The sequence below is a fragment of the Microbacterium jejuense genome (genome assembly GCF_019511665.1).
Taxonomy (GTDB): Bacteria; Actinomycetota; Actinomycetes; order Actinomycetales; family Microbacteriaceae; genus Microbacterium; species Microbacterium jejuense_A.
Window position 1 is genome coordinate 187980 of the sequence record NZ_JAEUAW010000005.1, and the last position, 21240, is coordinate 209219.

19 protein-coding genes, 1 tRNA gene and 1 riboswitch are annotated in these 21240 nt (G+C 70.9%); of the genes, 6 read left to right on the forward strand and 14 right to left on the reverse strand.

Going from position 1 to position 21240, the window contains the following annotated elements; genetic code table 11:
- Nucleotides 1-107: 107 nt before the first annotated feature.
- The 9 genes from prfA to JNB62_RS08690 all read right to left on the reverse strand — a co-directional run bounded on the left by prfA (nucleotide 108) and on the right by JNB62_RS08690 (nucleotide 12038).
- The gene (gene prfA, locus JNB62_RS08650; RefSeq protein ID WP_220300464.1) at nucleotides 108-1187 is read right to left on the reverse strand and encodes a peptide chain release factor 1; all 1080 of its coding nucleotides are present in this window, start codon (nucleotides 1185-1187) and stop codon (nucleotides 108-110) included.
- Between the two features lie 6 nt (nucleotides 1188-1193).
- Complete coding sequence (rho, locus tag JNB62_RS08655) at nucleotides 1194-3290, reverse strand: transcription termination factor Rho (RefSeq protein ID WP_220300465.1); 2097 nt, start codon at nucleotides 3288-3290, stop codon at nucleotides 1194-1196.
- 191 nt (nucleotides 3291-3481) lie between these two features.
- Entirely contained in the window at nucleotides 3482-4429 is a 948-nt protein-coding gene (thrB, locus tag JNB62_RS08660) for a homoserine kinase (RefSeq protein WP_220300466.1), read from the reverse strand.
- Nucleotides 4426-5514, reverse strand: a complete 1089-nt coding sequence (gene thrC / locus JNB62_RS08665) for a threonine synthase (RefSeq protein ID WP_220300467.1) — start codon at nucleotides 5512-5514, stop codon at nucleotides 4426-4428. The genes thrB and thrC overlap by 4 nt, the downstream gene beginning before the upstream one ends.
- Before the next feature lie 31 nt (nucleotides 5515-5545).
- Nucleotides 5546-6859: a homoserine dehydrogenase gene (locus JNB62_RS08670; RefSeq protein ID WP_220300468.1), complete on the reverse strand. Its 1314-nt coding sequence runs from the start codon at nucleotides 6857-6859 to the stop codon at nucleotides 5546-5548.
- Nucleotides 6856-8307, reverse strand: coding sequence for a diaminopimelate decarboxylase (lysA, locus tag JNB62_RS08675; RefSeq protein WP_220300469.1), 1452 nt, complete (start codon nucleotides 8305-8307; stop codon nucleotides 6856-6858). The genes JNB62_RS08670 and lysA overlap by 4 nt, the downstream gene beginning before the upstream one ends.
- Before the next feature lie 182 nt (nucleotides 8308-8489).
- Entirely contained in the window at nucleotides 8490-9323 is an 834-nt protein-coding gene (locus JNB62_RS08680; RefSeq protein WP_220300470.1) for an LmeA family phospholipid-binding protein, read from the reverse strand.
- A 4-nt stretch (nucleotides 9324-9327) separates the two neighbouring features.
- Nucleotides 9328-10995 (reverse strand): arginine--tRNA ligase, encoded by a 1668-nt coding sequence (locus JNB62_RS08685; protein WP_220300471.1) that lies wholly within the window; start codon nucleotides 10993-10995, stop codon nucleotides 9328-9330.
- A 179-nt stretch (nucleotides 10996-11174) separates the two neighbouring features.
- Nucleotides 11175-12038, reverse strand: coding sequence for a transglutaminase-like domain-containing protein (locus JNB62_RS08690; protein ID WP_220300472.1), 864 nt, complete (start codon nucleotides 12036-12038; stop codon nucleotides 11175-11177).
- A gap of 161 nt (nucleotides 12039-12199) precedes the next feature.
- Between JNB62_RS08690 and JNB62_RS08695 the strand changes: the two genes are divergently transcribed.
- The gene (locus JNB62_RS08695; protein WP_222855862.1) at nucleotides 12200-13000 is read left to right on the forward strand and encodes an SGNH/GDSL hydrolase family protein; all 801 of its coding nucleotides are present in this window, start codon (nucleotides 12200-12202) and stop codon (nucleotides 12998-13000) included.
- A gap of 44 nt (nucleotides 13001-13044) precedes the next feature.
- Nucleotides 13045-13120, forward strand: a tRNA-Arg gene (locus JNB62_RS08700).
- Between the two features lie 80 nt (nucleotides 13121-13200).
- On the opposite strand, the gene JNB62_RS08705 is transcribed toward JNB62_RS08700, so the two are convergent.
- Nucleotides 13201-14031, reverse strand: a complete 831-nt coding sequence (locus tag JNB62_RS08705; protein ID WP_220300474.1) for a hypothetical protein — start codon at nucleotides 14029-14031, stop codon at nucleotides 13201-13203.
- Nucleotides 14032-14304: 273 nt separating this feature from the next.
- Here JNB62_RS08705 and JNB62_RS08710 point away from each other — a divergent pair, with 273 nt between their 5' ends.
- The 3 genes from JNB62_RS08710 (at nucleotide 14305) to JNB62_RS08720 (ending at nucleotide 15851) form a co-directional block, all read left to right on the forward strand.
- Complete coding sequence (locus JNB62_RS08710) at nucleotides 14305-14979, forward strand: DUF6766 family protein (protein ID WP_220300475.1); 675 nt, start codon at nucleotides 14305-14307, stop codon at nucleotides 14977-14979.
- A 169-nt stretch (nucleotides 14980-15148) separates the two neighbouring features.
- The gene (locus JNB62_RS08715) at nucleotides 15149-15481 is read left to right on the forward strand and encodes a DUF7882 family protein (RefSeq protein ID WP_220300476.1); all 333 of its coding nucleotides are present in this window, start codon (nucleotides 15149-15151) and stop codon (nucleotides 15479-15481) included.
- A 106-nt stretch (nucleotides 15482-15587) separates the two neighbouring features.
- Entirely contained in the window at nucleotides 15588-15851 is a 264-nt protein-coding gene (locus JNB62_RS08720) for a hypothetical protein (protein WP_220300477.1), read from the forward strand.
- A 22-nt stretch (nucleotides 15852-15873) separates the two neighbouring features.
- On the opposite strand, the gene JNB62_RS08725 is transcribed toward JNB62_RS08720, so the two are convergent.
- Complete coding sequence (locus tag JNB62_RS08725) at nucleotides 15874-17529, reverse strand: SulP family inorganic anion transporter (RefSeq protein ID WP_220300478.1); 1656 nt, start codon at nucleotides 17527-17529, stop codon at nucleotides 15874-15876.
- Between the two features lie 164 nt (nucleotides 17530-17693).
- On the opposite strand from JNB62_RS08725, the gene JNB62_RS08730 reads away from it, so the two are divergent.
- The gene (locus tag JNB62_RS08730; RefSeq protein WP_220300479.1) at nucleotides 17694-18542 is read left to right on the forward strand and encodes a mechanosensitive ion channel domain-containing protein; all 849 of its coding nucleotides are present in this window, start codon (nucleotides 17694-17696) and stop codon (nucleotides 18540-18542) included.
- A 4-nt stretch (nucleotides 18543-18546) separates the two neighbouring features.
- Here the strand turns inward: JNB62_RS08730 and JNB62_RS08735 are convergent, their stop codons facing one another.
- From JNB62_RS08735 to JNB62_RS08745, 3 genes are all read right to left on the reverse strand, one after another.
- On the reverse strand, nucleotides 18547-19821 hold the full coding sequence (locus tag JNB62_RS08735; protein WP_220300480.1) for an ion channel protein: 1275 nt from the start codon (nucleotides 19819-19821) through the stop codon (nucleotides 18547-18549).
- Nucleotides 19822-19900: 79 nt separating this feature from the next.
- Nucleotides 19901-20221 carry a DMT family transporter gene (locus tag JNB62_RS08740; RefSeq protein WP_220300481.1) on the reverse strand — a complete coding sequence of 107 codons (321 nt, stop codon included), beginning with the start codon at nucleotides 20219-20221 and terminating at the stop codon, nucleotides 19901-19903.
- Nucleotides 20222-20231: 10 nt separating this feature from the next.
- Nucleotides 20232-20296, reverse strand: a riboswitch (guanidine-III (ykkC-III) riboswitch).
- 42 nt (nucleotides 20297-20338) lie between these two features.
- Nucleotides 20339-21235, reverse strand: a complete 897-nt coding sequence (locus tag JNB62_RS08745; RefSeq protein ID WP_220300482.1) for a CPBP family intramembrane glutamic endopeptidase — start codon at nucleotides 21233-21235, stop codon at nucleotides 20339-20341.
- Nucleotides 21236-21240 lie beyond the last annotated feature (5 nt).

Below are 21240 nucleotides of genomic sequence, written 5' to 3' on the forward strand. Positions count from 1 at the left end.
TATATGTACGCGACACGCGGGCGTGTCGCGTACATATACGCCAAGTCACGGGATGGGCACGGGGGCGCCGGACCCGCGCAACGCGTGCGACCGCGAGGGACGCGGGGTCAGTCGTCGGAGCCGAGGGCGGCCAGCCGGGCCTCTTCGTCGGCCTGGATCGCCGACTCGATGATCGGGTCGAGCGCCCCGTCCATCACCTGGTCGAGGTTGTACGCCTTGTAGCCCGTGCGATGGTCGGCGATGCGGTTCTCGGGGAAGTTGTACGTGCGGATGCGCTCGGAGCGGTCCATGCCGCGGATCTGCGACCGGCGGGCGTCGGAGGCCGCGGCATCCAGCTCCTCCTGCTGCTTCGCGAGCAGACGCGCGCGCAGCACGCGCATGCCGGCCTCACGGTTCTGCAGCTGCGACTTCTCGTTCTGCATCGACACGACGATGCCGGTCGGAACGTGCGTGATGCGCACCGCCGAGTCCGTCGTGTTCACGGACTGGCCGCCGGGACCCGACGAGCGGAAGACGTCGATCTTCAGGTCGTTCGGGTCGATGTGGATCTCTTCGGGCTCGTCGACCTCGGGGAACACCAGCACCCCGGTGGTCGACGTGTGGATGCGCCCCTGCGACTCGGTCGCCGGCACGCGCTGCACGCGATGCACGCCGCCCTCGTATTTCAGGTGCGCCCACACGCCCTGCGCGGGGTCGGAGGACGACCCCTTGATCGCGACCTGGACGTCCTTGTACCCGCCGAGGTCGGACTCGTTGCGCTCGAGCAGCTCGGTCTTCCAGCCCTTGGACGCCGCGTACTGCAGGTACATGCGCAGCAGGTCGGCGGCGAACAGCGCCGACTCGGCGCCGCCCTCGCCCTGCTTGATCTCCATGATCACGTCGCGCGCGTCGTCGGGGTCGCGCGGGATCAGCAGGCGCCGCAGCCTCTCCTGCGCCTCCGCGAGTCCGGCCTCGAGGGCCGGGATCTCGTCGGCGAAGGCGTCGTCCTCGCGCGCGAGTTCGCGGGCGGCATCCAGATCGTCGGATGCCGCCACCCAGTCCTCATGGGCCTTCACGATGCGCGACAGTTCGGCGTACCGCCGGTTGACGCGCTTCGCACGCGCCGCGTCGGCGTGCACCGCGGGGTCCGAGAGCTCCTCCTGGACCGCGCGGTGCTCGTCGATCAGCCCCTTGACTGACTCGAACATCGAGCGTCAGCGGATGCTGTTGTCGTGCGCGTGGCTGTGGCCACCGCCGTGGCCGTTGCCGGCACCGGGGATCGACTTCATCTGCATGGTCTGCATCTGCACCAGGAACTCGACGTTGGACTGCGTCTCCTTCAGCTTGCCGAGCACGACCTCGAGGGCCTGCTGCGGGTCGAGTCCCGCCAGCGCGCGCCGGAGCTTCCAGGTGATCTTGACCTCGTCGGGCGACAGCAGCATCTCTTCGCGACGCGTGCTCGACGCGTTGACGTCGACGGCCGGGAAGATGCGCTTGTCGGCGAGCTGGCGGTTCAGGCGCAGCTCGCTGTTGCCGGTGCCCTTGAACTCCTCGAAGATCACGTCGTCCATCTTGGAGCCGGTCTCGACGAGCGCGGTCGCGAGGATCGTGAGCGATCCGCCGTTCTCGATGTTGCGCGCGGCGCCGAAGAAGCGCTTGGGCGGGTACAGCGCCGACGCGTCGACGCCGCCGGTGAGCACGCGGCCCGAGGTCGGCGCCGAGATGTTGTACGCACGGCCGAGGCGCGTGATCGAGTCGAGCAGCACGACGACGTCGCGGCCCAGCTCGACGAGGCGCTTGGCACGCTCGATGGCGAGCTCGGCGACCGTCGTGTGGTCCTCGGCGGGACGATCGAAGGTCGAGGCGATGACCTCGCCCTTCACCGTGCGCTGCATGTCGGTGACCTCTTCGGGGCGCTCGTCGACGAGCACGACCATGAGGTGCACCTCGGGGTTGTTGATCGCGATGGCGTTGGCGATCTGCTGCAGCACGATCGTCTTGCCCGCCTTCGGGGGCGCGACGATGAGGCCGCGCTGGCCCTTGCCGATCGGGGCCACGAGGTCGATGATGCGCTGTGTCAGCTTCTCGGGCGCGGTCTCCAGGCGCAGGCGCTCCTGCGGGTAGAGCGGCGTGAGCTTGCCGAACTCGACGCGGGTCGCCGCGTCGTCGACCGACAGGCCGTTGATCGCGTCGACCTTGACCAGCGCGTTGTACTTCTGGCGGCTGGACTGCTCGCCCTCGCGCGGCTGCTTGATCGCGCCGACGACGGCGTCGCCCTTGCGCAGGTTGTACTTCTTGACCTGGCCGAGCGAGACGTAGACGTCGCTCGGACCGGGCAGGTAGCCCGACGTGCGCACGAACGCGTAGTTGTCGAGCACGTCGAGGATGCCCGCGATCGGGATGAGGACGTCGTCCTCGCCGATCTCGGTCTCGAACTCGTCGCCGACGGGCTGGGCGCCGCGGCGCTTGTTGCGCTGACGGCCGCGGCCGTTGCCCTGGCCCTGCTGCTCGTCGGCGGCGTCGGTCTTGTCGGCCTTGGCCGGCTCGGCCGCGGGTGCCTCGGCAGGTGCGTTCTGCGCCTGGCCGTTCTGGCCGTTCTGCGCGTTCTGACCGCGGTTGCGGCTGCGGCTACGGCTGCGGCTCCGGCTGCGCGACGGGGTCTCGCCCTCGCCCTCGGCGGGCGCCTCGGCGGTCTCACCGTCGGTGGTCGCGTCGCCCTCGGCGGGCGCCGCGGCTGCGGTGTCGGTGGATGCCTCGGCCTCGGCCTCAGCGGGTGCGGTGACGTCTTCGGCAGCCGGGGCGCTCTCCTCGGCGGGCGCGGCCTCGGCGGCGGGGGCCCCCTCGGTGGCGGGCGTCTCGGCGGGCGCGGCCTCGACCGCAGCGGCGGGTGCCTCCTCGGCCGGCGCGGCGTCGGCGGCGGCGCTCTTCGCCCGGCGCGGCGCGCGCTTGCGCGGCGCCTTCGCCGGCGGCGCGGCCTCGACCGGAGCCGCGGCGGCCTCGGCCACGACCTCGGCGGCGACGGCCTCGACGACCGCCTCTTCGGCGACGGCCTCGGCCACGACGGCCTCGGCGACCGCTTCCTCTGCGGCCTCCTCGGCCTCAGGCGTGGGCTCGGCGACGGCCTCGGCCACCGCCTCTTCGGCGACGACCTCGGCGGCTTCCGCCTCGACGACGGCCGCCTCGGCGACGACGTCTGCGGCCTCGGCCTGGGCGACGAGGTCGCCCGTGCTGTCGACGCCCTCGGCGCCCTCGGGCGCCTCGGCGCGCTCGTCGGCCGAAGCGTCGGTGTGGATCTCGGAGATGGACTCCACGAGTTCTCCCTTGTGATTACGAACGGTTGTGCACGATCGCGCGGCGCTGCTGGTGCAGCTGTCCGGCCATTCGGCAGGACTCAGGCCCCGCCGACGGGGTGAGGGACCGCGAGGGGTCTCAGCGGACGTCGGCAGGTCAGAATGCCGTGCGGTGGTTTCGCAGAATTGCGACGGAGGCCAGATTCACGGGTTTACGTGGAACCCTCCGCGTACTCCCTCACTGTACCACCCTTGAAGTCGACGGCGAGCATGAGCGCCTCCCACGGGGTGTCGACGGCGGCCGTCGCGAGCGCGGCAGCTTCGAGGCGACGCCCCGGTCCGTCGGCGAGCACGAGCACGCTCGGCCCGGCCCCGGAGACCACCGCGGCGAACCCCTCGGCCCGCAGCGCGCGCACCAGCCTGTCGGTCTCGGGCATGGCGCTCGCCCGGTAGTTCTGGTGCAGCTTGTCCTCGGTCGCCGCCTGGAGCAGCTCGGGGCTCTGCGTGAGCGCCGCGATCAGCAGCGCAGACCGCGACACGTTGAACACGGCGTCCTCGCGCGGCACCTGCGTGGGCTGCAGGCTGCGGGCGAGCGCGGTCGACATCGTGAACTCGGGCACGAAGACGAGCGGAGAGACTCCGCGGTGCACCAGGAGCTTCTTGTGCTGCGGCCCGTCCTCGTCGACCCAGGCGATCGTCAGGCCGCCGAACAGCGCCGGCGCCACGTTGTCGGGGTGGCCCTCCAGCTCGGTCGCGAGCCGCAGCAGCGCATCCGAGCCGAACTCAACGTCGCCCTCGAGCAGGCCCTTCGCGGCCAGCAGACCCGACACCACCGCTGCGCCCGAAGACCCCAGGCCGCGCCCGTGCGGGATGACGTTGCGCGCGATGAGTCTGAGGCCCGGCATCCGTCGTCCCACGGATTCGTACGCGTACGCGATCGAGCGCACCACGAGGTGCGAGGCGTCGCGCGGGACGTCGGCCGCACCGGCGCCCTCGACCTCGATCTCGAGCTCCCCCTCGGGCAGGGCCGTCACGTCGAGCTCGTCGTACACGCTCAGCGCGAGGCCGAGGGTGTCGAAGCCCGGCCCGAGGTTGGCACTCGTCGCGGGAACCCGCACCAGGACGCGGCGCCCCGGTGCGGGGACGACGGGTGCGTTCACGCGGAGGCCGCCGCGGGGACGAGCTCGAGGACGGATGCCACCTCGGACGTGGTCGCGTCGACCACCGTCGGCTCGACCTGCGAGCCGTCGGCGTTGCGCAGCGCCCAGTGCGGGTCCTTGAGGCCGTGACCGGTGACGGTGAGCACGACGCGCGCGCCCTGCGGCACGACGCCGGCCTCGACGCGGTCGAGGAGGCCCGCGACCGAGATCGCCGACGCCGGCTCGACGAAGATGCCGACCTCGCTCGACAGGAGCTTCTGCGCCGCGAGGATGCGGTCGTCGTCGATGGCGCCGAAGTAGCCGTCGGTCGCCGCACGGGCGTCGATCGCGAGGTCCCACGACGCCGGGTTGCCGATGCGGATGGCGCTTGCGACGGTGTCGGGGTCCTTCACGACCTCGCCGCGCACGAGCGGCGCGGAGCCTGCGGCCTGGAAGCCGAACATGCGCGGCACGCGGGTCGAGACCCCGGCCTGCGCCTCTTCGGTGTAGCCGCGCGTGTAGGCCGTGTAGTTGCCGGCGTTGCCGACCGGGATGAAGTGGAAGTCCGGCGCGTCGCCGAGCTGCTCGACGATCTCGTAGGCCGCCGTCTTCTGCCCGTCGATGCGGTCGGGGTTGACCGAGTTGACGAGGTGCACGGGGTAGTTGTCGGCGAGCTCGCGCGCGATCTCGAGGCAGTCGTCGAAGTTGCCGCGGATCTGGATCAGGCGGCCGTTGTGGGCGACGGCCTGGCTGAGCTTGCCCATCGCGATCTTGCCCTCGGGCACGAGCACGGCGGCGGTGATGCCGGCGTGCGCCGCGTAGGCGGCGGCCGAGGCGGACGTGTTGCCCGTCGACGCGCAGATGACAGCCTTCGCGCCGTGGTCGATCGCGCGCGAGACGGCGACGGTCATGCCGCGGTCCTTGAACGACCCGGTCGGGTTCATGCCCTCGAACTTCACCCACACGTCGGTGCCGGTACGGCGCGACAGCGCCGGCGCCGGGAGCAGCGGTGTGCCGCCCTCGCCCAGCGTGACGACGGTCGAGGCGTCGGTGACACCCAGCCGGTCTGCGTATTCGCGGAGGACTCCGCGCCAAACATGAGCCATGTCGCTCCCTTTCACACCCTCACTGATGAGTTCAATCGCCTTCGACCCGGAGCACCGAGACGACGCGTTCCACGACCCCGCTGGCGGCGAGCCGCTCGACGGTGTCGCTGAGATCCTGTTCGACCGCCTTGTGCGTGCCGATGACGAGGCGGGCCACGCCCGGCTCGCCGTTGCCTGCCGAGACGACCGTCTGCTCGACCGTCGCGATCGAGACACGGCCGTCGCTCAGCGTGCTCGCGACCGTCGCGAGCACGCCGGGCTGGTCGTCGACCTCGAGCGTGATCTGGTAGCGCGTCGTGACGCGCCCGATCGGCACGATCGGCAGGTTCGCGAGCGTCGACTCGCCCACGCCCACGCCGCCGGCGATGTGGCGGCGTGCGGCCGAGACGACATCGCCCAGCACAGCCGACGCCGTCTGCACGCCGCCGGCACCAGCGCCGTAGAACATCAGGTTGCCGGCGGCCTCGGCCTGCACGAAGACCGCGTTGTTGGCGCCGTGGACGCTTGCAAGCGGGTGCTTGCGGTCCACGAGGGCCGGGTAGACGCGCACCGAGATGGATTCGCCGGATGCCTCGACCAGACGCTCGCACACGGCGAGCAGCTTGATGACGTACCCGGCGTGGCGTGCGGCATCCATCATCGACTTGTCGATCGAGGTGATGCCCTCGCGGTGCACCGCCTCCAGCGGCACCGTGGTGTGGAACGCCAGGCTCGCGAGGATCGCCGCCTTCTGCGCGGCGTCGTACCCCTCGACATCGGCGGTCGGGTCGGCCTCGGCGTAGCCCAGGCGCTGCGCGTCGGCCAGCACGTCGGAGAACTCCGCGCCCTCGGTGTCCATGCGGTCGAGGATGTAGTTCGTCGTGCCGTTGACGATGCCCATGATGCGCTGCACGCGGTCGCCCGCGAGCGAGTCGCGCAGCGGGCGGATGATCGGGATCGCACCGGCCGCGGCTGCCTCGTAGTAGACCTCGGCGCCCACCTGGTCGGCCGCGTCGAAGATCTCGGGGCCGTGCGTCGCCAGCAGGGCCTTGTTGGCCGTCACGATGTCGGCGCCCGAGTTGATCGCGTGCAGCAGGTAGGCGCGCGCGGGCTCGATGCCGCCCATGAGCTCGATCACGATGTCGGAGCCCACGATGAGCGACTCGGCGTCGGTCGTGAACAGCTCGCGCGGCAGGTCGACGTCACGCTTGGCGTCGACGTCGCGCACCGCGATGCCGGCGAGCTCCAGCCGTGCGCCCGCGCGGTCCGCGAGCTCGTCGGCGTGCTGGCGCAGCAGCGCTGCGACCTGCGAGCCGACGGCTCCGGCTCCCAGCAGCGCGACACGGAGGCGGCGGTAGTCGGTCATACGGTCCCTTCCGAAGGTGAATCGCCGGATGCGCCCGCGAGCACGGTCCCGGCGGCGAGGCCCGCATCGCGGGCGAGCAGATCGTCGATCGTCTCGCCGCGCACGATGATGCGCGCCTCTCCCCCGCGCAGCGCCACGACGGGCGGGCGCGGGACGTAGTTGTAGTTGCTCGACAGCGAGAAGCAGTAGGCGCCCGTCGCCGGCACCGCGAGCAGGTCGCCCGGAGCGATGTCGCCCGGCAGGTACTCGGCATCCACCACGATGTCGCCCGACTCGCAGTGCTTGCCCACGACGCGCGCGAGCGCCGGCTCGGCGTCGCTCGTGCGGGAGGCGATGCGCGCCGAGAAGTCGGCGCCGTACAGCGCCGGGCGCGCGTTGTCGCTCATGCCGCCGTCGACGCTCACGTAGAGGCGCGTGTCGCCGCTCTCGAGTGCGACCGGCTTGATCGTGCCGACTTCGTACAGCGTGACCCCGGCGCGGCCGACGATGGCACGCCCGGGTTCGAACGCGAGATTCGGGACCGGGATGCCGCGCACCTCGCACTGCCGTGCCACGGCGTCGGCGATGCCGACCGCCAGCGCCTCGATCGGCGTCGGGTCGTCGACGGAGGTGTACGCGATCCCAAAGCCGCCGCCGAGGTTGAGGACCGGCAGCTCGCCGCCCTCGCGCAGCTCGGCATGCAGCTCGACGATGCGCGCCGCGGACTCTTCGAATCCCGCGGTGCCGAAGATCTGCGAGCCGATGTGGCAGTGCAGGCCGACGAACTCGAGTCCCGCCAGCTCGCGGATGCGGGCGACGGCGGCCGGGGCATCCTGCAGCGTGAAGCCGAACTTCTGGTCCTCGTGCGCCGTCGCGAGGAAGTCGTGGGTCTCGGCGTGCACGCCGCTGTTCACGCGCAGCAGTACGGCCTGCGTCACGCCGCGTCGCGCGACGATGGCGGCGAGCCGCTCGATCTCGATGAGGCTGTCGATGACGATCGAGCCGATGCCGACCTCGACGGCCCGCTCCAGCTCGGCGACGGACTTGTTGTTGCCGTGGAACCCGAGGCGCGACGGGTCGGCGCCCGCCGCGAGAGCGACCGCCAGCTCGCCGCCCGTGCACACGTCCACCGCGAGGCCCTCTTCTGTGACCCAGCGCACCACCTCGGTGGTGAGGAACGCCTTGCCCGCGTAGTACACGCGGGCCTGCGCGCCATGCAGCGCCGCCGCCGCGCGGAAGGCCTCGAGCGTGCGGCGGGCGGTGCGGCGCACCTCGTCCTCGTCGACCACGTAGAGCGGGGTGCCGAAGCGCTCGCGCAGCGCCGTCGTGGGGATGCCGCCCAGTTCGAGCACCCCGTCGGCACCTCGTCCGGCGGTCTCGGGCCAGACGGCAGGCGCCAGCCCGTTGGCCTCGGCGGGGCGCTGCAGCCACGCGGGTGCGACGGAGCGGGTGTGCGGGTCGGCGGACACTGTGGACCAATCGGTGGGAGCTTCGACGCGTGCAGGTCCGACGCTTCGGTCGGCGCGGGAGAACCTGCGTGTGCCGCGGCCGGGGCGTCACGAGTGTGCAGTGAGACCGGCGCCTGGCAGTGCTAGAAGTCTAGGGCACGTCGCTCGCGGCCCCCGCGTCGTGTGACGCACGGCGGCACGACTCAGGCGCACGTGCCGTTCTGGCGCAGGGCGGGATCGGTCGCGATGCGGCCGTCGACGTCGAAATCCGCGACGAGTCGCTTGCCGTCGACCGCCACGCCCGTGAGGGTCGCACCGGCGGGCAGCCGGTCGGCGATGCACACGTCCCAGTCGCGCAGCACGGCGTCGGCCAGTCCGCCGAACTGCGCGCGCAGCGCGTCGGCCGTCACCTGCGACTCTCCGAGCGTGAACGACGCCGGGGTCAGGACGATGTCGCCGTCGACCGCCGACGGTGTGAGCGCGACGCCGACGGGGATCTGCACGCCGAACAGCGTGAGGCTCAGGGTCATCGTGACGTTCGGCTGGGCGAGACCGACGGTGTCGGCCGGAAAGCCGTCGATCGACGACAGCAGTGTCTGCAGCTGCTGCTCGTCGAGCGACACCGTCGCCGTCGCGCCGCTCAGCTCGGGTTCGCCGCGCACCGGGATGCCGCGCGCGTTCACGGTGACGTCGCCGGTGACCCCGGTGTCGCCCAGCGGCACGTCGTCGGATGAGACCGTGAGGTCGTCGATGGTGCCGCCGATGAGCTGCGGCAGCACGGCGCCCGCCACGTCGACGTCGATCTGCTGATCCGCCGGCAGTGACAGCTGCGTGCGCACCTGATCCTGGACGATGCCCGTCACGATCTGCCGCGCGATGGCCTCCGCGGCGAACCAGGCGCCGACCGCGAGCACGGCCACGATGGCGAAGCCGACGATCCACGGCCACACGCGGTGACGCCGGGGCTCGCCCGGGCCGTCGGCGGGAACCATGCCGTCCGGCAGGGGCAGGGTCGGCTGCGAGTCGGCCGTGCTCATGTGTCTACATCCGTTCCGGCGCCGAGACGCCGAGCAGGTCGAGGCCGTTGCGCAGCACCTGGCCGGTGGCGTCGTTCAGCCACAGGCGCGTGCGGTGCACAGCCTCGACGGGCTCATCGCCGAGCGGGATCACGCGGCAGTTGTCGTACCAGCGGTGGTAGAGGCCCGCGAGCTCTTCGAGGTAGCGGGCGACGCGGTGCGGCTCACGCACCTCGGCGGCGAAGGCCACGATGCGCGGGAACTCCTGCAGCGCGCCGAGCAGCGCCGACTCCGTCTCGTGCGTCAGCAGCTCGGGGGCGAACTCGGAGCGGTCGACACCCGACGCCGCCGCGTTGCGCGCCACGTTGTGGGTGCGGGCGTGCGCGTACTGCACGTAGAACACCGGGTTGTCGTTCGTCCGCCTGCGCAGGATCTCGGGGTCGAGCGTCAGCGGCGAATCGGCGGGGTACCGCGCCAGCGAGTAGCGCAGCGCGTCCGTGCCGAGCCACTCGCGCAGGTCGTCGAGCTCGATGATGTTGCCGGCGCGCTTGGACAGTCGCGCGCCGTTGACCGACACGAGCTGCCCGATGAGCACCTCGATGTCCTTGTCCGGGTCGTCCCCGGCGGCGCCGGCGAGCGCCTTGAGGCGGTGCACGTAGCCGTGGTGGTCGGCGCCCAGCAGGTAGATCTTGTGGGCGAAACCGCGGTCGCCCTTGTTGAGGTAGTACGCGGCATCCGCGGCGAAGTAGGTGTACTCGCCGTTGGAGCGCCGGATCACGCGGTCTTTGTCGTCGCCGAAGTCGGTGGTGCGCACCCACACGGCACCCTCGTCGTCGAACACGTGGCCCTGCTCACGCAGTCGGTCGACGGCCTCGTCGACGAGGCTGGGTTCGCCGTTCGGCCCCTTGGCGTGCAGCACGCGTTCGCTGAAGAAGACGTCGAAGTGCACGTTGAACTTCTCCAGCGACACCTGCAGATCGCCGAGCTGGAGCTCGTACGCCCGATCGCGCGCGACGAGCAGCTGCTCGTCGGCCGGCAGCGACAGCAGATCGGGCTGCGCGGCCAGCACGCGCTGGGCCAGGTCGTCGATGTACGAGCCCGGGTAGCCGTCCTCCGGCGTCGGCTCGCCCTTGGCCGCGGCCAGCACCGACCGGCCGAAACGCTCCATCTGCGCGCCGGCGTCGTTGACGTAGAACTCCCGCACGAGCGTCGCGCCGCTGGCCAGCAGCAGGCGCGCCATCGAGTCGCCGAGCGCCGCCCAGCGGGTGTGACCGATGTGCATCGGTCCGGTGGGGTTCGCGCTCACGAACTCGAGGTTGATGGTGTTGCCGCGCTGCGAGTCGTTCGTGCCGAACGCGGCTCCGGCGTCGACGATGGTCCGCGCCAGCGCACCCGCGGCGGCGGCATCCAGCCGGATGTTGATGAAGCCGGGACCGGCGACCTCGACGCCCGCGACTCCGTCGACCTGCGCGAGACCGTCCGCGATCTCGGCGGCGAACTCGCGAGGGTTGGCCCCGACCGTCTTGGCCAGCTTGAGCGCGGCGTTGGAGGCCCAATCGCCGTGGTCGCGGTTCTTCGGCCGCTCGAGCACGAGGTCGGCGGCGGTCAGCCCGTCGGCCGCACCGGGTCGTCGCGCCTCGGCGAGCGGGGCGACGACGGCGAGCAGAGCGGCGGAGAGGGCTTCAGGATTCATAGACCGCCAAGTCTAGTTCGCGGCATCCTGCGATCCGTCTTCTGCGTTTCGTCTTCTGCGTTTCGTCTTCGCTCCTTCGTCGCTCCGCTCAACGACCGCCTTCGTCGCTCCGCTCAACGACCGCCTTCGTCGCTCCGCTCGACGACCGGCACCTGCGCCCCGGTCGGCGTACCGCGCGATCAGGCGATCTGGACGAGGGCGCCGAAGTCGTCGAGCGACGGATCGGATGCCTGCGGCAGAGCGTCCTCCGTCAGCCCGGGGAGCGTCTCCAGGCCGTCCCCGACCGAGTCCGGCACGACCCACGCGTCCACGCGCAGGCGCTTGAGCCCTACGTAGCCGCCGTAATAGCTGAGGAACGCGCAGTCGGCGGCATCCCTCCCCGTCGCGATGCGCACGAGACCGCTGCGGTTGGCCAGGCGCGTGGCGTCGATGACGTACCAGGCGCCGTCGAGGTACGCCTCGGCCACCGCGTGGAAGTCCATCGGGCGCAGACCCGGCGCGTAGCACGCGGCGTAGCGCGCGGGCATGTCCATTGCGCGCAGGAGCGCGATGACGACGTGCGCGTAGTCGCGGCACACGCCCTGCCCCGTCATCAGGGTGGTCACCGCGCTGTCGGTGCCGTGGCTGAGCCCAGGCGTGTAGGTGGTGCTGGTCGCGACGAACTCCGACACCGCGGCGATGAGGTCGTGCCCCGACAGACCCTTGAACTGACGCCGTGCCTGCTGGAAAACCTCGTCGGACTGCGCGTACCGGCTCGGACGCAGGTACGTGATGGCCTCGAGGTCGCTCGTGCGCCCGGTCGCCGCCCGCCCGTCGACCGTCGCCTCGTAGCGGATCTCGAGGCGTCCGGGCTCGCCCGTGAGGCGGTGCAGGCGGCTCCCCTGCTGATCGACGATCTCGGTCGGTGTGTACACGCGATCGCCTTGCGTGAACGTCAGCGATTCCTGCGACAGGGGCACTCCCTGGGCCGTCGCCAGCTGCAGGATGAGGTCGACGGAAGCCCCCAGTTCGAGGTCCATCTGAGCGGTCACGACGCGTTGCACCGAAGTATCCTCGCACGCCGCGATGGCGCGTTCGGACGGGGTTGACAGGCGCCCGTCGGGACCCCATCGGCACCGCCGTCGACGACGTCTGTCGACCAGGTGTTTTCTGCCGGTCACCACCCGATGCGAACGTTCGCCCGATCGTGACGTACCCTCTGTGCATGCACGCACCCGGTCGCTTCCGCGGACGGCGGTTGTGGCTTCCCCTGGCGGGTGCCGCGCTGGCCGTCGCCGCCGTGTGCGCCGTGGCCGTCATCCGCCCGTGGGGCACGGCCGAACCCGCCGTTCCGGCGACCGCTGCCGACGAGGATGCGGGGGTGGCGGCATCCGTCCCTCTCGCTCCTCTCGTGATCGACGACGACGCCCGCGTGCTCGTGTTCGGCGACTCGTGGGTGTACGGGTCGGCGGCGACCGTGCCGACCGAGGGCTTCGCGTACCGCCTGGCCGACGAGCTGGGCGTCGAGACCGTCGTGGACGGCGTGCGCGGCAGCGGCTACCTCAAGCCCGGCATGGACGGCCCCGCGTACGGCGAGCGCATCGCGGCCCTCGACCCGGGGCTCGATCCCGACGTCGTCATCGTCGAGGGTTCGATCAACGACCGTCGCCTGTATCCGACCGGATATCGGGATGCCGTCACGTCGGCGTGGGACGCGCTGCAGGCCCTCTACCCCGACGCCGAGATCGTGATCCTCGGGCCGGCGCCGCAGGTGCTGCCGGTCGAGAAGGCGACACGGGCGATCGACGCCGATCTGGCCCAGCTCGCCGCCGCACGCGGCTGGTGGTACGTCTCCCCCATCGCCGAGGACTGGATCACCGACGCGAACTACCTCGACGTGATCGACACGGGTCCCGTCGGCCGGAACCACCCCACGACGCCCGGCCATGCCTATCTCGCACAGCGCCTCGCCGACGACCTCGAGCGGCTGGAGCAGCAGCCCGCCGTCGCCGCCGACGCCCCCTGACCTGGCGGGGACGCCCGCCGCGGGATGGTAACCTCGATCGGCACGCCTCCGTAGCTCAGGGGATAGAGCGTTGGTTTCCGGTACCAAAGGTCGCAGGTTCGATTCCTGTCGGGGGCACCAGTCGGGAGTAGGGGTCGCGGGACATTCAGTCCTCGCGGCCCCTTTCTCGTGATGGCGTCACACGCGGTGCGGCGCTCCCGTCAGTGCTTGTCCTGGAAGACGCCGATGTCGTCGCCGCGCTTGACGAATTGGAGCGTGCTGTCGGGGAACGCGGCGCGCAGCTCTTCGGGGGCGCTGCTGTCGACGGCGATCTCGAGGGTGGCGGGAAAGGCGCCGGCGCCGCAGGCGCCGTTCGAGATGCCCGACACGGACCAGTTGTCTGTGCTCTCGCCCTCCTCGGGGAGGTCCGCCGTTGTGACGACCATCAGGCAGTCGTTGCCGGTCCCCCCGAACATTCCGGCCGACGTCTCGAACAGCGTGAGCCCGTAGAACTCCCACGTGCGGGAGCTCGGCCCTGCGCCGAACCAGCCGGCGGGCACCTTCACCCCCGACGACTGAGGCGTGAGGGTCGCGATCTGTGGAGCCCCGCTCGACACCGACACGGGAGTCATCGCGACAAGTCCGTACGTCACGGCGGCGGCGACAGCGGCGGTCGCGAGGATCGATGCCGGCCACAGCAGTCGGACCGTGCGAGACAGACGACCACGCGAAGCGGGCACCGCATCACTCGCGGTCGAGGCAGCGGCGGGTGACGCCTTTCCGCGCTCCGGCTCGGCGATCTCGGCGACGGGCGGTGCGGCGACGGGCGGTGCGGCGACAGGCGGTGCGGCGACGAGCATCGACGCTGCGTCTGCCAGGTGACCGCCGCTGTCGCCGTTCGCCCGCGTATCCGGTTCGTCATCACGACCCCGGGCCAGATCTTCCAGTTCGCGCAGCCGCAGCTGCGCCGCCGCGTCCGTGTGGATGTCGGCGGCCGGTCCGTAGGCGCGTGCCCGGAGCTGGTCGAGTTCGTCGGCGGTGTCGGTGTCCATCGGCGGAATAGTCCCACATCGCGGCACGCCGCGGCGACCGTTCTCCACAGCCGCCCCTCTCGCGCATATGAGCCCGGGTGTGCGGTGTCAACCCGATTCCCTCCCGCGCATATCCCGCGCACGATGACAGGCATCGGCACGCGAGAAGGAGGCGTCATGGCTGATGACGATGAAGTGACACGCGACCAGGCGGCCGTCTTCTGGTCATGGATCGGGGTGCTCGCGGTGGGCCTCGCCTACATGATCGTCATCCCCCTGATGGGGAGGTGAGCCATGCGTGTGATCCGCGACAACGGGCTGAGCATCGCTTTCGGCGTCCTCTTCGTGCTGGCCCTCGCCGGGCAGTCGGTCGCCGGCTGGTTCGAGAACAACGAGCGACTGCAGCAGCACGGCCTGCCGACCGAGGGGTTCGGCGCCTTCGTGACATCGTCCGAGTTCGTCGTCGACGTGGCCGAGAACTGGCAGTCCGAGTTCCTCCAGTTCTTCCTGTTCATCGCCGCGACGATCTGGTTCATCCAGCGCGGCTCCCCCGAGTCGAAGAAGCCCGGCGACGAGGGCCTGGGCACCGACGAGGAGCAGCTCGTCGGCGAGCACGCACGGCCCGATTCGCCGGAGTGGGCGCGGGTTCGCGGCATCCGTCGCACGCTTTTCTCGAACTCGCTGCTGATCGTGATGGGAACGGTCTTCGTGCTGTCGTGGCTGGCGCAGTCGCTGGCCGGCACGGTCGTGGCGAACTCCGAGAACGCCGAGCACGGGCTGCCCCCGATGTCATGGGTCGAGTACCTCGGCACTCCGGACTTCTGGAACCGGACGCTGCAGAACTGGCAGTCCGAGTTCCTGGCGGTCGGCTGCATGATCGCGCTGTCGATCTTCCTTCGCCAGCGCGGGTCGAGCGAGTCGAAGCCCGTGGGCGCCCCTCACCAGGAGTCGGCGGTGTCCAGCGAATGACGGATGCCGCGACCCTTCGCATCCGGAAGATGAGAGCCTTCTCAGCGAGAGTCAACCGGGTAGCCGAAAGCACCCCGGCGGAGGACCATGGTTCGTGGAGCCGATCGGCGATCTTCTCCAAGCGGCCCCCACCGCTCCTTTCGCCGGAGGTCTCTGACGGAGGCCCGCTATGGGCAAGTTGATCTATGAAGGGTCGGTGAAGGTCGACTTCGACGATCGCACGCTGGCTCACCTGCAGCTGGTGATCGGCAACAAGCTGCGGCGCGGCGAGCCGTTCCACTTCACGTGGCGCGATGACGCCAGCATCGGCGACGGCCGCACGACAGTCTGGGTCCACCCCGGCTGTGCGCTCGTGTACAAGTTCTACGGAAGCCGCAAGCCGCAGCTCAATCCCGCGTGGATCGATGCGCTCGCCTACACGGCCAACTCCCAGACCGGCCTGTACCTGGTTCCCGAGCCCGCCCAGGCCGGTGAGCTCGTGCCCGAGCACGAGATACCCTGACGGCGCCGATCAGCCGTTGACAACGGTTCTGATGCGTTTGTCAAGGTGCTTCGCGCGACGCTGCTCCGCGTGGTGGGATGCCTGACCGAACGGGCGAGGAGCCAGTATGAAGCGCATCGACATCTACTACGGCGGCGAGCACTACAGCGTCGGCGGTCGTCTCTTCGAGGATCTGCGCCAGGAGGTGCAGTCCGGCCTGGCCACAGGCACCCACTGGCTCGAGGTCAACGACGGCGAGGGCATGATGCGCACCGCGTATCTTCTGCTCACCGCCGGTGTGCCACTGGCGATCGTGCCGATCCCGGACGAGATCCCCGGTCGGGGCGCCGATGCCGTGTGGTCGGACGGCGGCCCGCCCGTGCTGGAGTGACCGTCGACGCCGGCGCGGACGATCAGCCCTGGGGAGGAGCCGATCCGGCCAGCGCCACCACAGCCGCACGGTTGGTCGCGTAGAACGTCTGGTCCGAGAGCAGGCCGAGCTTCTGCAGGCGTGCCTTGGTGCGCGGACGCGCGCGGCTGAAGGCCAGGCTGACCCCCTGGGCCTTCAACCAGTCCTCGAGCGAGGCGAACGCCTCGGCGCCGGTCACGTCGACATCGCTGACCGCCTCCAGGTCGATCACCACGTGATGGACTGGATCGGATGCCTCGGTCACGGCCTTCTTGACCGCCGCCGTGAAGACCGCGCCGTTCGCGAAGAACAGCGGCGCGGCGAGCCGCACCACGACGACGCCCGGCGCGGTGCTCTCGCCCGAGGTCGCCTCGTCGAGCAGCGACTGCTTCGGATCGCCGTCGGACTCCAGCACATCGATGGCGGGGTTGGCGGCGCGCTTCGCCAGGTTGATGAGCGCGAGGACGAAGGCGACGACGATGCCGGGGATCGCGCCGACGAAGAGGGTCACGAGGAAGCACACCGCGCCGACCGCGAACTCGAAGCGATCCTGCTTCCACAGCTGCCGGAACTCCTTGATGCCCAGGAGTGGCAGAACGGCCACACCGACCACGGCTCCGATCGCCGGCGAAGGGATGTCGGCGAGCAGGGCGGTGCCGAACAGCAGGAGCAGGAGCGTGCCGACGGCGAGCACGATCGACGGCAGCTGCGTGCGGGAGCCGGCCGAATCCATCGCGGCGGTCCGCGACGTGGACGAGCCCATCGCGAAGCTGGCCTGCGTGCCTGCCACGATGTTGCTCAGGCCAAAGGCGAAGAGGTCGCGGTTGGCGTGGAACGGGTACCCGTGCTTCTCGCCGTACGACCGCGAGACCAGCAGGCCCTCGGCCGTCGTCACGAGCGTGAGCGCGATGGCCGACGGGATGAGCGCGAGCCACATCGTCCAGTCGATGATGGGCCACGTGAGCGTCGGCGGCCCCGCCGGCACATCGCCGAGCACGTCGACGCCCTGCTTGTCGAGTTCGGCGAGGACGACGGCCACGGTCGAGATGATGAGCACGACCAGGGCCCACGGCACCGCTCTGAAGAACCGCGCGCCGACGATCAGCACCGCCACGGACGCCACCGAGATCACGAGCGACCACAGGTTGACGGTGCCGATCCCCCCGATCAGATCGCCGACCTTGTCGACGAACTCGCCGCCCGAGTCGATCTTGACGCCGAGCATCTTGGCAATCTGACTCACGAGGATGTCGAGCGCCAGACCTCCGACGAAGCCGACCAGGATCGGCTTGGAGAGGAAGTTGGCGAGGAACCCCAGCTTGAAGACCGACATCAGCAGGAACATGACGCCGCAGATGATCGCCTGCGCGAGGGCGAGCGTGGAGTAGTCGGCGCTGCCGGCCGTGGCCAGTCCGCCGAGCGACGAGGCGACCAGGGCGGCGGCCGCGGCGTCCGGCGAGAGCACCAGCTGGCGCGACGACACCACCAGCGCGTAGACCAGCGTCGGCACGATCAGGGCATACAGCCCCGCCGTCGGCGGCAGGCCCGCGATCTGCGCGTAGCCGATGTTGAGGGGGATGGCGATCGCGATCAATGTCACGCCTGCGAGGAGCTCACGGCCGATGTTGCGTCGGGTGAGCCCTGCCAGGGGTCGTTGCACGGACGCCTCCTTCGTATCGGGATCCATCGTTGCTGGTCCACCGAGTCTGCGACGAACCTATCGGTGACGCCGCCGCGTCGCCGCTGTTTCGCGGCGCGGCGTCGTCACGACGGCGTGCGGTGCGGCATCCACATCCCGGCGCGGACCGGCCCTAGCGTGAGGGCGTGCGGCAGATCGCGGACACCGACATCACGGCACTGGTGGCAGGCATCCAGTGGTGGCAGGTGCTCGTCGCGATCATCATCGTCGTGGTCGGGTGGGTGCTCGCCCACTTCGCGCGTCGCGGCGTGCTCGCGGTGTTCGCGCGGGGGCCTGAGTTCGCGCACGTCTACGCCGCGCCCGTCGCCCGCATCACGCAGTACGTCATCCTCGCCCTCGCCGTCGGGCTGGGTCTGGTGGCGCTCGGCGCGAACGTGCAGCCTCTCCTTGCCGTCGTCATCATCGTGGGCGTGGTCGCCGTGCTCGTGCTGCGCGGCACGGCCGACAACTTCGCGGCGAGCGTGCTGATCCAGTCGCGCCATCCGGTGCGCGTCGGCGACGAGATCCAGGTCGACGCGCCCGACGGTGCGATCACCGGCACGGTCACCGAGCTCAACACGCGGTCCGTCATCCTCGTCACGGCCGACGGCCGCACCGTGCACGTGCCCAACGCGAAGCTCCTGGGCGATTCGGTCGTGAACCACTCGACCCACCGCGCCCGCCGCAGCGAGGTCCAGGTCCGGGTGAGTCGCGGTGCAGGCGAGTCCCTCGACACGGTGCTCGACGCTCTCGCCCGGGCCGTCGCGGCTGTCGACGGCGTGCACGCGCACGAGGCCGTCCGCGCGCTGCCCACCGGCGTCAGCCCCGAACGGGTCATCGCCGTCGTCCAGTTCTGGCACCATCCGGCCCACGGCGTGACCGTGAGCGCCGACGTGGTGCGCGCGCTCGCGGCGGACTTCGCCGATCGCGGCGTCTCGGCGGCCGTGACGAGCTCGCCCGGGGCCGCGCCGCTCACGCCGCCCGCCCCGTTCTGAGGGCTCAGGTCGCCAGTGCCGCCGCCGCGCTCGGCCTGACGATCAGCTCCGGCGCCTTCATGACGATGAGCCAGATCGGCAGCACGATGATGCACAGCATGGGCAGCACGATCGGGTCGCCGACCAGAGCCGCCCCCACGAACATCGCGATCCAGCCGTCGCGCGTCGCGACCAGCACGATGCCCAGGGTGCCGCACGCGACCGCGAGCGAGATCGGGATGCCGGGCAGCAGGGAGTGCGCGAGCAGACCGATCGCCACGCCGACGAAGACGGCCGGGAAGATCCTGCCGCCGCGGAAGCCCGCGGCCGCCGCGACGACGAGCGCGACGATCTTCACACCCGCGAAGAGCGCGAGCTGCCCTGCCGTGTAGTCGCCGGGGTCCGTGATCAGCATCGCCGTCTGGTCGAGCCCCTTGAAGAGAGTCATCGGACCGCCGAGGACGCCCAGCAGGCCGAGCACGGCGCCGCCCGCGAGGCTGATGAGCACGGGGTTGCGCAGCCCGTGGAACAACCGGTGCGCGAGAGGCAGCGCCCAGGCCGCGACGATGCCGACGGCCGCCGACACGGCCGCCACGAGCACGCCCTCGAGCAGCATGAGGCCGTCGGCCTGCGCGATCGGAGTCATCTGGAACGAGATCGAGCTGCCCCCGAGCACGTGCATCGTGACGGCGCCCGCGCCCGCGGCGGCCACCGGGAGGAACAGCTTGTCCCACAGCTCGCCGCCGCCCTTGGCCGCGGCGACCGCGCCGGTGAACACGAGCGCCGCGGCCACGGGCGTGCCGAACAGCGCGCCGATCGTCGCCGACGAGGCCAGCGTCACCACGAGCGTCGGAGGGACCGCCCTCGAGAACCTCGCCATCGCGGCGACCGCGATCCCGGCGTTGACCGCGATGATCGGGTTCTCGGGGCCCAGGCTGACGCCTCCGGCCAAGCCCAGGACCACGGCGAGGAGGATGCTCGGCAGCACGGCGAGCGGCGGCGGCGCATCCACCAGGCTCGTCGTCGCCGAATCGGGCCCCGCGTGGCCGGGCACCAGCCACACCACCAGGCCGACGAGCGCACCGGTGAGCGTCAGCACCGTGAAGATCCACCACGGCGTCGCCTCGGTCGCGCCGAACCACGCGGGCACGGTCGTCCACAGCAGGTCCTGCAGCCACCCCGACACGGTGTCGAGCAGCCACAGCATCACGGCCGACGCGACGCCGATGAGCAGCGCCGGCACCGACATGACGAGCAGACGCTGCACACTGGGCGACGGCGCGGCGCTGGTCTCAGGCATCCGGTTCCTCCTCACGGCGATCCCATCATGGCGCGTCACCGTGCCGGGAAGTGGATGCCGCGCCTCGGGCGCGGACCGGCTACTCGTGGCCGACGAGCTTGAGGCCGACGACGCAGCCGACGAGCCCCAGGATCAGCAGCAGCCGGACGATCGAGAACGGCTCCGCTCCCGTGATCATCGCGTAGCCGACCGTGAGCGCCGCGCCGATGCCGACCCACACCGCGTAGGCGGTGCCGGTCGAGATGTCGCGCATGGCCCACGCGAGGCCGCCCATGCTGGCGACCAGCGCGACGCCGAAGACGACGCTCGGCCAGAGCTTCGTGAAGCCCTCGGACTTTCCGAGCGCGGTGGCCCACACGGCTTCGAGCACGCCCGAGAGGATGAGGATGACCCACGACATGACTGTGCCTCCTGGCCAGTCTTGTCGCGCACCGGGTACTGATCCGTCGTCCGGAGACCCTGTCGGGGTCTGCGGCCCAGCCTAGCCGAGCGGCCTGGGCACCGCCTGGGCAGCGCGTCAGACCAGGAAGAAGCCGTCCAGCAGGCCGGGGTTGTGCGCGTGCACGAGGACGAGGAACACCACGGCGTCGAAGAGCAGATGCACCGTCACGACGTACGCGAGCGAGCGCGTCTTCATGAAGATGAACCCCTGCAGCAGGGCGAACGGGATGGTGAGCACGGGTCCCCAGGCCTGGTAGCCGAGCTCCCACAGGAACGAGACGAACACGACCGCCTGCAGCACGTTCGCCTGCCAGAACGCGAAGTGCCGTCGCAGCAGCGCGAAGCACGTGCAGATGAAGAAGAGCTCGTCCCAGATGCCCACGGCGCCGACGCCCACGAACAGCCGCGCGATGAGCTCCGGCGTGTCGACGACGGGCCAGTTGAGGTAGACCCCCGACGTGATGAAGTAGAACGGCAGGATCAGCCAGCCGAGCACCAGCACCGCCGCCAGCCACACCCACTGGAACGTCGTCCAGCGTCCGCCGCCCCGCCACGGGAACCGGATCGCCCGATCCCGGTAGACCCACCGCGACAGCGCGCACGGCACCGCCACCGCTCCCGCGAGGGCGAGCGCGAACCGCAGCATCGCGAGATCGTCGAGCTCGGCCTTCAGCGAGATCGCGCTCACCACCAGCAGGCCCGCCGCGATGAGCGACAGGTCGCGCGTGAGCGAGGGCGCGCGGATGCCGGCGGCCGGGGTGGCCGCCTCGACGGAGGCCGGCCGGGTGGCGGCATCCCTTCGCTCCAGGGTCCACGCGATCGCGAGGCCCGCGGCCAGCAGCAGCCACCCGAGCCACGCGACCCGCACGACGAAGAACGCGGGCGCCGCCAGGCACACCACGAGCGCCGGCGCCAGCCGCCACGACCAGCGGACCGGGATCGGCACGGGGGCGGCGTCGGGGTGTGCGGGCATGCGCG